This is a genomic window from Allomuricauda sp. NFXS6 (assembly GCF_040148835.1).
Lineage (GTDB): Bacteria > Bacteroidota > Bacteroidia > Flavobacteriales > Flavobacteriaceae > Flagellimonas.
In genome coordinates, this window is sequence record NZ_JAGEMG010000018.1 from 1 (window position 1) to 12,990 (window position 12,990).

At 42.3% G+C, this 12,990-nt stretch carries 13 protein-coding genes; 2 read left to right on the forward strand and 11 right to left on the reverse strand.

The annotated features are described in order from the left end of the window. Window positions 1-143: 143 nt before the first annotated feature. The 8 genes from J4E06_RS18030 to J4E06_RS18065 form a co-directional block, all read right to left on the reverse strand. A complete protein-coding gene (locus J4E06_RS18030) occupies window positions 144-2,759 on the reverse strand; it encodes a M14 family metallopeptidase (protein ID WP_349525384.1) in 2,616 nt (871 codons plus the stop codon). A 134-nt stretch (window positions 2,760-2,893) separates the two neighbouring features. Further along, the gene (gene arfB / locus J4E06_RS18035; RefSeq protein WP_349525385.1) at window positions 2,894-3,301 is read right to left on the reverse strand and encodes an alternative ribosome rescue aminoacyl-tRNA hydrolase ArfB; all 408 of its coding nucleotides are present in this window, start codon (window positions 3,299-3,301) and stop codon (window positions 2,894-2,896) included. Next, window positions 3,279-4,280 carry an ABC transporter ATP-binding protein gene (locus J4E06_RS18040; protein WP_349525386.1) on the reverse strand — a complete coding sequence of 334 codons (1,002 nt, stop codon included), beginning with the start codon at window positions 4,278-4,280 and terminating at the stop codon, window positions 3,279-3,281. Before J4E06_RS18040 ends, arfB begins: the two co-directional genes overlap by 23 nt. A gap of 138 nt (window positions 4,281-4,418) precedes the next feature. Then, complete coding sequence (locus J4E06_RS18045; protein WP_349525387.1) at window positions 4,419-6,575, reverse strand: prolyl oligopeptidase family serine peptidase; 2,157 nt, start codon at window positions 6,573-6,575, stop codon at window positions 4,419-4,421. 77 nt (window positions 6,576-6,652) lie between these two features. Beyond that, on the reverse strand, window positions 6,653-7,666 hold the full coding sequence (locus J4E06_RS18050; RefSeq protein WP_349525388.1) for an aspartate-semialdehyde dehydrogenase: 1,014 nt from the start codon (window positions 7,664-7,666) through the stop codon (window positions 6,653-6,655). Between the two features lie 190 nt (window positions 7,667-7,856). Next, window positions 7,857-8,264 (reverse strand): large-conductance mechanosensitive channel protein MscL, encoded by a 408-nt coding sequence (mscL, locus tag J4E06_RS18055; protein WP_349525389.1) that lies wholly within the window; start codon window positions 8,262-8,264, stop codon window positions 7,857-7,859. A gap of 77 nt (window positions 8,265-8,341) precedes the next feature. After that, window positions 8,342-9,451: an alanine racemase gene (alr, locus tag J4E06_RS18060; protein WP_349525390.1), complete on the reverse strand. Its 1,110-nt coding sequence runs from the start codon at window positions 9,449-9,451 to the stop codon at window positions 8,342-8,344. Then, window positions 9,444-10,088 (reverse strand): thymidine kinase, encoded by a 645-nt coding sequence (locus J4E06_RS18065; protein WP_349525391.1) that lies wholly within the window; start codon window positions 10,086-10,088, stop codon window positions 9,444-9,446. Before J4E06_RS18065 ends, alr begins: the two co-directional genes overlap by 8 nt. A gap of 156 nt (window positions 10,089-10,244) precedes the next feature. Between J4E06_RS18065 and J4E06_RS18070 the strand changes: the two genes are divergently transcribed. After that, complete coding sequence (locus J4E06_RS18070; RefSeq protein ID WP_349525392.1) at window positions 10,245-10,934, forward strand: DUF8457 domain-containing protein; 690 nt, start codon at window positions 10,245-10,247, stop codon at window positions 10,932-10,934. A gap of 48 nt (window positions 10,935-10,982) precedes the next feature. Continuing rightward, window positions 10,983-11,657 (forward strand): 16S rRNA (cytidine(1402)-2'-O)-methyltransferase, encoded by a 675-nt coding sequence (gene rsmI / locus J4E06_RS18075; RefSeq protein ID WP_349525393.1) that lies wholly within the window; start codon window positions 10,983-10,985, stop codon window positions 11,655-11,657. Here rsmI and J4E06_RS18080 read toward each other — a convergent pair. From J4E06_RS18080 to J4E06_RS18090, 3 genes are all read right to left on the reverse strand, one after another. Next, entirely contained in the window at window positions 11,654-11,851 is a 198-nt protein-coding gene (locus J4E06_RS18080) for a helix-turn-helix transcriptional regulator (RefSeq protein ID WP_349525394.1), read from the reverse strand. The genes rsmI and J4E06_RS18080 overlap by 4 nt on opposite strands. Further along, complete coding sequence (locus J4E06_RS18085; RefSeq protein WP_349525395.1) at window positions 11,848-12,258, reverse strand: hypothetical protein; 411 nt, start codon at window positions 12,256-12,258, stop codon at window positions 11,848-11,850. Before J4E06_RS18085 ends, J4E06_RS18080 begins: the two co-directional genes overlap by 4 nt. Window positions 12,259-12,346: 88 nt before the next feature. Beyond that, entirely contained in the window at window positions 12,347-12,931 is a 585-nt protein-coding gene (locus J4E06_RS18090) for a Crp/Fnr family transcriptional regulator (RefSeq protein WP_349525396.1), read from the reverse strand. Window positions 12,932-12,990: the final 59 nt, after the last annotated feature.

Consider the following 12,990-nt stretch of genomic DNA (forward strand, 5'->3'; position numbering starts at 1 on the left):
TAGGCCTCACTTGAGTCTTCAGATGAAAACACCTAACTTTATTCATGAAAAAACCTGTGAAGAAAACTCCACAGGTCTATTAAATAATTATACTTAAAAACTGTCAACCTATTTTAGGACGACACAGACTAATATATTTTCTGCTATTCCGAAGCGCCTTCGTAAATCGCATTAAAGATCAGCTTGTAGGTTCCGCGCGGTTGCGCCCTAAATTGTGGTCGGAACGCAAACAAGATGGCAGCACCTTTGCCGTATTTGGCTTTTACCATCGCAGGTTTTTTAGCGATATATCGGTCTTCACCCATGGCCCAACCGCTCATCAACAAGTCTTTGTCCGCGTAAGTGGCAATTACCTCAACCTCGGGCTCGGGAGCATCTGCAATATCCTCTTCACCGCCTTCCCCGGATTTTCTTTGTTTGTCTATCCTGAAAGCCCTACTTCTATTAAAGGAAACAGCAACCGTATCCTTCATGCCAAAAGCCAATGGATGCGAAGTATCCACACCAGCTTTGATCAATGATCCCGGAATAAAGAAGTCGTTGCTATCTGCACCAGCTACGGCATCGCGCAAGGGCAATCCAAATTGTTCGATTACAAAATTACTGGCTTCATCAAAAGCGATCAAGGTTCCGCCTTCGTTTACATAATCACTAAGTGCGACCGAACCTTTAAGGCCAATTCCGCCCGTGAACTTTTCGGGCATGCTCAAATTACTGTGCCCGTGCAAAATGGAACCTGGTCTTTGCGATGGGATAATGATGGCATCATACTGGGACAAATCTTTGGTTTTGATATCGGCATCGTGCAGGGTGTCCATATCAAATTCGTATTCATCCATTATGTAGCGTGTCCATCCTTCGTCCATATTGGCCACCCAGGATTTGTACAAGCCTACTTTGGGCAAATGGATTTTTTTCAATTGCACCTCTGGTTTAGCGGACAAACCTGTAAATTCAAGACCGTACTCATCGGCCAAGGACTCCATCATTTCTTTATTTCCGGAAACAATGTAAGAACCTGCTGGGAAAGTTTCTTTGCCCACTTTAAATTCGGTCATGCTCTTGTATGCTGTTCCTCCCGCTTTCAACACTTTGTTAGTGGCAACCACTGAAGCGTTGGTGTTAACGCTAAGTGCATATCCAAAAGAACCATTTCTATTTACATCACCTTCGTAATATTTTACAAGACTTGTTACTTTTTCCGTAGGAGCTTTGAAGGATTCAGCAATTTTATCCACATCAATTCCCATTTGCATGGGCAAGGTCCATCCGGCCAAATCGTAAGGTGTGTCCGGAGGCCCACCTGGATATTGAAAACGTGTAGGATAGTTTTGTTTTTCCATAAGATCTAATAAATACGGTCTAAAGGCTTGTGCCGTGTAAATCACATAAGACCCTTCTTCGTATTCTTTTCCATTGACCGTAAAGTCCCTGGTTGCTTTTTCAATTTCGATTCCACCTTGGAGCAATACGTTTACCAAGTTTACGGCCTCAAAAGAATCCCACTGCTCTTTACTGATGATATAGGCGAACAAACCTTCGGATGTTCCTTTTTCAACAGCAGATTTACCCATTTTATAAATATTGTGCAGGTAATTGCTCTTTCGGTCTGCCGCAAGGTCCAAAGTGGCCCAAGTGGCCGTTAGCATATAATCAACTGCATCTCTAAAGTGAGATTCGCCCCCTTTCCATGGATCTGGGTACATAATGTCCGTTCCATCTGTTGGTGTGCCCCCAGCTACTGTCTTTGGAAGTTTCTCAGGATCGTAGAATCTTGGGGTTGGGGTGGTGTGCCCCGTTTCCGTTAAAATACCGATCATGTTATGGTAGTAAGGCACCGTACGCCCACCGCCGTTCCAGAACATGGTGTAGAAGTTGTCGGCAATGGCCCCTGGCATATTTTCCAATGAAAAACGCTTGGTCATGGCGGAACCTACCTCGCTAACACCTGCTGTGATTGCTGGATGGATTCTTGGGTTTACCGGATCCGCGTAGGGAGGAAGTGAAATCTTTGTCCAAGAAGGAGAAGATTGGTGGTGATTGTAAACGATCTGTGGATACCATTCGTTGTACAATATTTTGGTCACGTTATAGGTTTCTGGCATTATGTTCATAAACCAGTCCCTGTTGTTATCGTGACCCATGTAGTAGTGATACAAAATCGGAGGACGGGAGGTTTCATAAGCTGTACCTTGATTTTTTCGGTACCAGTCCACTACAATGTCCAAACCATCGGGGTTCATTACCGGCATTAAAAGGGTAATCACATTTTCCCTGATTTTTTGCATTTCCGCCGTTTCGGATGTCGCTAGGGTATAAGCCAGTTCGGATGTCATTTGTCCGTGGGCCAGCTCCGTGGAGTGCATTCCACCATCTACCCAAACAATTGCCTTACCTTCTTGTGAAAGTTTAACGGCTTCTTCGTCGTCAACTTGAACGCGGGCAAGTTTGGTGCTGATGTCTTTCCACTTATCAAGTTGGGCTAAGTTTTCTTCCGTGGAGATGAACAACAGGTACATTTTACGACCTAAAACGGTCTCTCCAATCTCAATTTTTTTAACCCGGTTGGAAGCAGCGTCCAATTTGGACAGGTAATCTTCAATTTGGGAATAGTCGGCTAATTTGTAATCGGCCCCAACCTTAAATCCATATACGTCTTCGGGGGAGGGAACATTTTGTGCTACGGCAAACGCAGCGCAAGACAAAGACATCACTGCAGAGAGCAGCAATGTTTTGAAGTTTGCTGTTTTAGAAATCATTTTTTTGAATTAGTTATAATTTGACTGAAATTTAAGCATTTGAAATGAGGATATTAAATCCAGCTCTCCAGAATTGCTTTGATCTCTCCTTTTTTGATGATTTTTAATCCAGTGGATTGAAATAGGACAAATCTTTATTTCCCCAAATCAGGTTTTTTGCGGTATGCTTTTTTCTCGGCGGTCTTCTTTTTGGACTTTATCCGTTTTTCTTTCGAAGACCTGGTCGGTTTGGTCGGTTTTCGTTTCTTGGGAATGGTTACGGCTTTTTTGAGCATTTCAAAAAAACGTTTTACCACAAGGTCTTTGTTTCTATGTTGACTTCGGGCTTCATCACACTGAAGAACAATGGCGCCCTCATTGGTCAGGCGCGATTTTAATTTTAATTGAATTCTCTGTTTTTCCCTGTCGGATAACCCTTCAGAAGCAGGCACATTAAAAGTAAGCTCCACTTTGGATGAAACTTTGTTTACGTGCTGTCCGCCCGCTCCGCTACTCCGCATAGCCTTAAACTGTAATTCCCTATGTATTTGTTTTTTGTCCAACTTGGAGTCTTCTGTTGATGGTTTCCAAAGATACATTAAGAAAAATGGTCACTCCCTTTTCCTGTTTTTTATCGGAATTAAAAAAGATGACAGTGCCATCATCGGCAACCCCTTCGTTTAAGTGATGGCTTCCTTTAAAAAAGGAATGAATCACCGATACTTTTAGTCCTGAAGAGTCAGAAAATTTGAATTCATTTGGGTAGACTAAAACGGAGGAGTCGATTTCCGCGTAAGACTTTAAAAGCTTTATGGGAACCTCGTTCACTTGCCCAAACAATGAAGCCGTGTAGTAGTTGGGAGGTTTTTTGTACAAGTCTTGGGTATTTTGATTGGCAATAATGTTTCCCTTCTCCAAAATTAGGGTACGCTCTGCAAAAGGGAGCACATCACTTGGGTCGTGACTTGCGGTTAGTACAGTTATGCCTTGTTTTTTGAGATATAAAAATAGATTTCTTCGGAGGGAGTTACGTTTAAAGTTATCAATATGGCCAAAAGGTTCGTCCAACAGCAAAATTTCGGGCTCTTGGGCCAATACGCGAGCAAGTGCCACGCGTTGCTGCTGTCCTCCGCTAAGGTATTTCACCTTGGTTTTGGCAAAAGGTTTCATTTCAATCAAATCCAAGAGTTCGTTGATTCTTTCTTCGTGCGTTTCACGCTCAAAAACGGAAAGAAATTGACCAATGTTTTCCTCAACAGATATGAAAGGCATCAAGTCAAAATCCTGTGCCAAATATTTCATGTAGGCCTCACCGGGAACCAGATTAAAATTGGGTCCGAGGGCTTCAGTGTCTCCCCAAAAAACCGAACCCTCTTCCACGTGTAGGAGACCATAGATAATTTTTAGCAAGGTGCTTTTGCCCGAACCACTTTCCCCCATCAATGCCACGTGCTCCCCTGGGGATACTTCGAAAGAAATATCCTTTAAAATAGTTTGGTCTTGATAACCGAAAGAATCTATTTGGACTTTTAGCATAAACATGTAAAAAGCTGTTCAGAAGCTACGTTTGTAAACCTGAACTTGTTTCAGGCTCTCACATTACTTTGTTTTTAATGTATGAGATTCTGAAATAAATTCAGAATGACGTTTTAAGTTACTTTCTGAACAGCCTATAATATATCAATCTTTAAATTCTTTGAGTACGGCCTGGTTGGGTAATTCATCGTATCCCATATTATAAAAGGTAAACCCAAAGATATCAGCATATTGCTCAATGGTTTTGCTCACTGGTGTTCCAGCTCCATGCCCTGCATTGGTCTCTATTCGGATAAGGGTAGGTTGCTCACCAGCTTGTTTTTCCTGTAGTTCTGCCGCAAACTTAAAGCTGTGCGCAGGAACCACACGGTCGTCGTGGTCTCCGGTTGTCACCAAAGTAGCCGGATATGCTGTTCCTTCTTTTACGTTGTGCACTGGGGAATAGCCTTTAATATATTTAAACATTTCTTCGTTATCCTCGGAAGTTCCATAATCGTAGGCCCATCCTGCTCCTGCGGTAAAGGTATGGTAGCGCAGCATATCCAATACACCGACCGCTGGCAATGCTACTTGCATTAGGTCGGGACGCTGGGTCATAGTGGCACCTACCAATAAACCTCCATTGGAACCGCCACGAATGGCCAAATATTCTTTGGAAGTGTACTTGTTGTCAATCAAATATTCAGCGGCGGCGATAAAGTCATCAAAAACGTTCTGCTTTTGAAGCTTGGTGCCTGCAATGTGCCATTTTTTACCGTATTCTCCACCTCCCCTAAGGTTGGGAACGGCATATACACCGCCTTGCTCCATCCAAACGGCATTTACAATGCTAAAGGACGGTGTTAAACTAACATTGAAACCGCCATAACCATAAAGGATGGTGGGGTTTTTACCGTTAAGTTCCGTTCCTTTTTTATAGGTGATGATCATCGGTACTTTAGTGCCGTCTTTTGAGTTGTAGAACACCTGTTTTGATTCGTAATCATTTGGATTGAAATCAATTTGAGGCTTCCAATATTGCTCGTACTCGCCAGTCTCCACATTGTATTTGTACAACGAGCCCGGCGTGTTATAATTGGTGAAGGAGAAATAAAATTCCTTGTCCTCTTTTTTGCCGCCAAAACCTCCTGCGCTTCCCACGCCGGGCAAGGTTACTTCGCGGACCAAATTTCCTTCATAATCATACTGAAGCACTTTGGAAATGGCATCCACCATATATTCGGTAAAGAAATAGCCTCCACCGGTACCCGCAGTCAATACGTTTTCGGTTTCTGGAATCAGGTCTTCCCAATTATCGGGCGTAGGGTTGGAAGCATCCACAACCACCACTTTTTTGTTGGGGGCCTCACGATTGGTAACCAAATATAATGTAGCGCCTTCGTTGTCGATAACGTAGGTGTCGGAATCGGTATCGTCCAAAATAGTGATGAGTTCTGGATTGGTTTTAGAAAGGTCCATCATAAACAATTTGTTGCCAGATGTGGAAACTGATGCTGAGATGAACAGGTATTTTTGATCTTCGGAAACGGAACCGCCAACGTAGCGGTGCTTTTCTTCAGCTGTACCCCCAAAGATGATTTTGTCTTCTGATTGAGGAGTGCCCAATTTGTGGTAGTATAACTTATGTTGGTCCGTTTTTGCGGAAAGTTCGCTTCCCTCAGGTTTGTCGTAGCTGGAATAGAAGAAACCATCGTTTCCTTTCCAAGAAACACCACTAAATTTGATATCAATCAAAGTATCTTCTACAATTTCCTTGGATTCTGCATCAATGGTAATCGCTTTTCTCCAGTCGCTTCCTCCTTCGGAAATAAGGTAAGCAGCTTTGGAACCGTCTTTGGTGAAGCTGAGCCCCATCAAGGATGTGGTGCCGTCCTCAGAAAATGTGTTGGGGTCCAAAAAAATTTCTTCATCGCCATCATCCTTTTTACGGTAAACCACATATTGGTTTTGTAACCCGTTGTTTTTATAATAATAGGTATAGTCACCTTCCTTGAACGGAGAACCTACTTTTTCGTAGTTCCAGAGTTTTTCCAATCGGTTTTTTAAGTCTTCCCGGAAAGGAATTTTTTCCAAATACCCAAAAGTGGCCGAATTTTGTTTTTTTACCCAAGCTTCGGTCTCTTCGCTACGGTCGTCTTCCAACCAACGGTAGGGGTCGGGGACTTCGGTTCCAAAATAATTATCTACGGTGTCAACTTTTTTGGTAGCGGGGTAGTTCACGGTTATGGGGTCTCTTTTTTTAGTTTCTACTTGGCAGGCTGCAAATAAAACCAGTACAGCCAACAGACTTATGTTTTTCATGTTTTCTCGGATTGATTCCGATAAAAATACCATAAAAGACACAAACCAATTGGCTGCAATCGCTGCTTTAACGTATTTTATGAAATTGCTTCAGAGGTATTTGAAACCAAATTATTCTCCACCAAATACTCCGCAATCTGAACGGCATTGGTAGCTGCCCCTTTTCTGAGGTTGTCCGCTACGATCCACATGTTCAACGTATTGGGTTGGGTTTCATCCCTGCGGAGTCTGCCGACAAAAACATCGTCCTTACCATTGGCAAAAACAGGCATGGGGTAGGTGTTGGTTTCAGGATTGTCCTGCACCACGATTCCGGGGGTTTCACTAAGCAGTTTTCGAACTTCGGCCAAATCAAAATCGTTGTGGAATTCGACGTTCACCGATTCTGAGTGTCCGCCAGCGGTTGGAATACGAACGGCAGTGGCAGTAACAGAAAACGTTCTGTCGTCCAATATTTTTTGTGGCTCACGGGCCAATTTCATTTCTTCTTTGGTGTATCCGTTTTCCAAAAACACATCGCAATGGGGTAATGCATTGCGGTTGATTGGATGAGGATAGGCCTTTTCGCCCTCGATTCCTGCAGCTTCGTTCTCCATTTGCTCCACGGCCTTAACCCCGGTTCCAGAAACAGATTGGTAGGTGGAGACCACCACACGTTTCATCTGATATTTTTTGTGCAAAGGGTCCAAGGCCAATACCATTTGAATGGTGGAGCAGTTAGGGTTTGCTATGATTTTGTCATCAGCAGTCAATTCATCGGCATTGATTTCCGGCACCACCAATTTTTTGGTCGGGTCCATGCGCCAAGCGGATGAGTTATCGATGACTGTTGTACCCACCTCGGCAAATTTTGGCGCCCATTCCAAAGAAGTGTCGCCCCCTGCGGAGAATATGGCAATGTCCGGTTGGGCAGCAACAGCGTCTGCCAATCCGATTACGATGTGCTCTTCATTTTTATAGGTGAGTTTTTTACCTACGGAGCGCTCCGAAGCAACCAACAACAATTCTGTAATAGGGAAGTTACGTTCTTCCAATACTTTCAACATTACTTCGCCTACCATTCCGGTGGCTCCAACAACTGCTACTTTCATTATAAAATTATTTCTTGTCGCAAAGGTACTTTAGTCAGCGACTTAAACAAGCTTTTTAATCATCAATCAATAAAAAATAACAAAATGTTATAAATAAAACAACCATCAACATGTTAGCGAAACACATTGATGGTTTTAAAGGTTATTGTGATGTAGCGGCGATACCGAAACTATTCGGTACCAACGATTTTTATTTCTTCAACAAATCGCGGATTTCTGCCAACAATTCCTCTTGGGTTGGTCCCTTTGGAGGTTCTGGAGCAGGCTCTTCTTTTTTCTTCATTTTGTTCACGGCTTTAACCACAAGGAACATAACAAAGGCCACGATGATGAAGTCGATTACATTGGTTAAAAATGCGCCGTAAAGTACCGCTATTTCTCCAACAATTTCACCTGCATCATTGGGCGTACCTTCGGTAATCACATACTTCAGATCGTTGAAATCTGAATTGAACAATAAACCGATCAAAGGTGAAACTATGCCTCCCGTGAACGATGAAACCACTTCTTTAAAAGCGGCACCCATGACGAAACCTACGGCGATATCCACCAGGTTTCCTTTCATGGCAAACTCTTTAAATTCTTTTACAAATCCCATTTTTATAGTTGAGTATTGGTTAATCAGAGACAAATTAAGCAAAAAAGTGGTTGACTTAACCCATCAATCTTAGAAAATCACTGATGTACAACGACTCTTTTTACACGTTGTGATATGGCCGTTAGGATTTCATACGAAATTGTGTTGGCGGTTGCAGCAAATTTTTCTGCGGATTTTTCTGGACCAAAAACGATGGCTTCATCGCCTTCTTTGCAATCAATCCCCGTAACATCTACCATAATCATATCCATACAAACATTGCCCAGTATGGGTGCTTTTTTTCCGTTGATGATTACGGAACCCCTCCCTTTTCCGTACTGTCGGCCAATACCATCGGCATGCCCAATAGGCAAAGTGGCACTTTTTATGGGTTGGTGGGATTTAAAAGCCCTATTGTACCCTACCGATTCGTGGGCTTCAATCTGATGGATTTGCGAAATAATGGTTTTTAGGGTGGCCACAGGTTTTAATTGCGCATCCACTTCGGCTTCATTGCCATATCCGTACAGCCCTATTCCGCTGCGGACCATTTCAAACTGCGCTTCGGGGTAATTGATGATACCCGAAGTGTTGAGCATATGTCGAATTAAAGGGTAGCCCAAGGCTTCGATGAGTTTGCTGCTCAAATTTTTGAAGGAGTTGATTTGCTTCAAACTAAAATCCCTTTCATTGGAATCTTCGGAGGCGGCCAAATGTGAAAATGTGGACACTATTTTGATGCATCCGCTGTGCTGAGTTGCCTTGGCAATAAAGTCAACATCATCTTCAGCAAAACCCAAACGGTTCAATCCCGTGTTGAATTTAATATGGACGGGATAGTTAGACTGTTGCTTTGCTTTGGCAACTTTAACGAATTGGTTCAAGATATGTTTGGAGTATAGACTTGGTTCCAAGCACCGGTCTATCATTTCTTCAAAATTGGACACTAAAGGGTGCAACACTAAAATGGGTGTTTTGACACCTGCATTGCGAAGCAAAACCCCTTCGTTTACATAAGCCACGGCCAAATAGTCGGCGCCCAATTGTTCCAGTTTTTGGGCAATGGTCACCATGTCGCTTCCGTAGGCAAAGGCTTTTACCACGCCCAAAAACTTGGTTTCGGGTTTTATTTGGGACCGCAAGTAGTTGTAATTGTGTTCCAAGGCCGAAAGGTCCAGAATCAACGTAGTTTCCCCGACCTTACCCATTGGTTTTCTTGTTTTTGGCGTTCACTTCTTCGGAATCCACATCCATTTCTTTGATTTTTTCACGCAGCATGGCCTTATAAAATGCAGCTCGGCTCAATGGTTCGTATTCTTCTGTTTCTCCCAAAAGCACCAAATTGTCGTTTAAGGACTTTCTAAAACTATAGTTCGCCAAGTTTCCGGTTCGCGTGCAAACGGCGTGTACCTTGGTCACATATTCTGCTGTGGCCATCAATGCCGGCATTGGCCCAAACGGGTTGCCCTTAAAGTCCATGTCCAAGCCAGCTACTACTACACGAATGCCCCTATTGGCCAAATCGTTGCATACGGTCACGATTTCATCATCAAAAAATTGGGCTTCGTCAATACCGATCACATCACAATCGTCTGCCAAAAGGCGAATATTGGCAGCAGCTGGGACAGGGGTGGACCTGATTTCGTTGGAATCGTGGGAGACCACCATATCTTCATGGTAGCGGGTATCCACAATGGGTTTAAAAATTTCCACTTTTTGTCTGGCAAATTGAGCCCGTTTCAATCGCCGGATGAGTTCTTCGGTCTTTCCGGAAAACATAGAGCCGCAGATAACCTCAATCCATCCAAACTGTTCTTTAGGGTTGACCGTGTTTTCGAGAAACATACCGTATTTTTGAAAGAAATTGTTTGTTTTCCCGTTATATTGGGACGACCACAAAGCTACTAAAAAATTGCACCCCTGTTTTCAATAAGATTTTAACCTTTTGTTGATAGGGTATTTGTAAAATCGTTATATTTTTATAGGTAAAGAATAAAAGCTATGATACGGAAATTGAGGGAAGAGTTGATTAAGTTGTCCACTGAGATAATCACGGCGAGGGAGGATACCGATCTTGCGGCACTTTATGAGAAGTCGAAAGAGATTTATGAGAAGTTGGCCGTGTTAAAATTCATAGATGAAAAATTGAGCGATGTTGAGGTAGACGTTTCCCAAAACGTGATAGCCTCTAGGTTCGAGAAAATGGCCAATGCCGTTTTGAGCGGAAACACTTCGGTGCCGGAAAGCAATCCGCACCAAGAAGATATTATGACGCCCGGGATGGATACCATTAAGGATATGGTTTCGGAAATGCCCTCCAACGCTGATTTGGAAAAGGTATTTGCAGAATTTGTGGCCAAACCCGATTATATGAAAAATGATAAGGAAAACCTGTCCCCAACGGAAAGCGCTAACTTCTCGACACAAAAGAAGAAGTCAAAATCGTTGAACGATAAGTTGGCCAAAGATCTTCAGGTTGGACTTAATGATAAGCTTGCCTTTGTAAAGCATCTCTTTAATAATAGTATGGAAGATTATACCAGGGTGCTTTCCCAACTCAACACTATTGATACCGAGGAGCGCTCAATTGCCTTTATCAACAATATGGTGAAGCCCGAGTACAATAATTGGGAAGGCAAGGAAGAATACGAAGCTCGCTTTATCGCTTTAATTGAGCGTAGGTTCGCATAAATCTATTTTTCCAATTTTATTTTCATCCCAAGACCGTAACTTTGGTGTATGGGAAAGCTATACTTGGTTCCAACACCAATAGGAAATTTGGAGGACATGACACTTCGCGCCATTAAGGTGCTAAAGGAAGTGGATGTGGTTTTGGCGGAAGACACTCGAACCAGCGGTAAACTGCTAAAACATTTTGAAATCGCCACCCCTTTGCAAAGCCACCACATGCACAATGAGCACAAGCAGGTGGATTCACTGGTGCAAAAGATGAAAGAGGGCTCTACATATGCCTTGATTTCAGATGCCGGCACCCCAGCTATTTCCGACCCCGGATTTTTATTGACGCGCGCTTGTGTTGAGAACGATATTGAAGTGGAATGCCTACCAGGTCCCACTGCTTTTGTACCCGCTTTGGTGAATAGCGGTTTGCCGAATGACCGATTTGTTTTTGAAGGTTTTTTGCCCATAAAAAAAGGCCGCCAGACCCGACTTTTGGAACTAGCCGAAGAAACCCGGACCATGGTTTTTTATGAATCGCCCCATAAGCTCCTTAAAACCTTAACGCATTTCGCCGAATATTTTGGGGAAGATAGGCCTGTTTCGGTTTCTAGGGAATTGACCAAATTGTACGAGGAAACCGTTCGGGGAACCCTTGCAGAAGTTTTGGAACATTTCAACAACAAAGCTCCTAAGGGAGAATTTGTGATTGTGGTCGGGGGACGTAAAGATTAATCCTCATCAACAATAAATAATTCTTCCACGGGAAGATTAAACAATCTGCCCATTTTTAACGCCAGGGTAACGGAAGGATTAAACTTATCTTTTTCTATGGCATGAATGGTCTGCCGTGAAACGCCCAATTCTTTGGCCAACTCTGCTTGGGTCATATCCAATCGTGCTCTTTCTACTTTTACCAAATTCTTCATGAATGAGCTCTTTTTTTGAAGTAGAATATGACCAAAAACAATATCATGAACAATGATAAAACCATGTCTAAACTGACCTCATAATCGACATTGAAAAGGAATATGCTCAAGGCGACAATCAATAAGAGAATTACAGCAAATTGATAGGACTGTAATCGAATTAACTTAATATAATCATCTTCAACCTTTTCTTTTGAGAACATATAAATCAAAAGACCGACTAAGGGCAGAACATCAAAAACAGAAAAAAGTGTATTGCCCAGAAAATCTTTAACAAAATGATGTGTGCCTGATGGAACACCTTTGAAACCATCCATAAAGGGATCTCCACCCACTAAAAAAAATGAAATAAAGAAAATAAATAGACCAAGTCGTTTGCCCCAATTTGGTAATATTTGAAAATCCATTTGCTAGTATTTTTGTCTAAAAGTAAATAAAACTTTACATTTTTACAAATAGTATAGACTTTTATGATTTTTCCCTCTACTGAAAAACTCAGTAAACTTGAGATGCCCTCAATCTGCTAAAGGTCTCTGGTTTCATGTTAAGATAAGATGCTAGATATTTTTGAGGAATCACCTTTAATTCATCAGGACATCTTTGCATAAATGAAAGATACCGCTGTTCCGCGGTTAGGGTTAACAGTTCCACCTCTCGAGATAACCTGCCAAATAGCACTTCCTGAAAAAAATGATGTCCCCATTCGTAAAAAGAAGGATGATTTTGAAACAGGACAAGATAATCTCTTTTGGAAATGGCTAGAAGCTTTGATGGTTTTAGGGCTTCCAAGAAAATTTTTGAGGGCTCTCCCCTTACAAAAGAGTCAAAAACGCCTGAAGGACTTCCTGTGTAGGAGAAACCCAAAACTACTTTTTCACCTTTTTCGTTCAATATATAAATAGCCTGTACGCCACTCAGTACGATGTAGAAATTCCGTTCAATGCTTCCCGCTTCGGTTATTAAGTCGTATTGCTTAAAGGTTTTTATGGACCAAAGTGATTTAAACCGCTCTTCCTCTTCCTCGGATAGTTGTATGTTGGGAAAAAAATTCTTCAATAGTAAAAAGGCATCTTTGTCCATAAGACCCAAAAATATACTTTCTTTAAAAATACCATATTGAGGATATTTTGGGCAAGTTT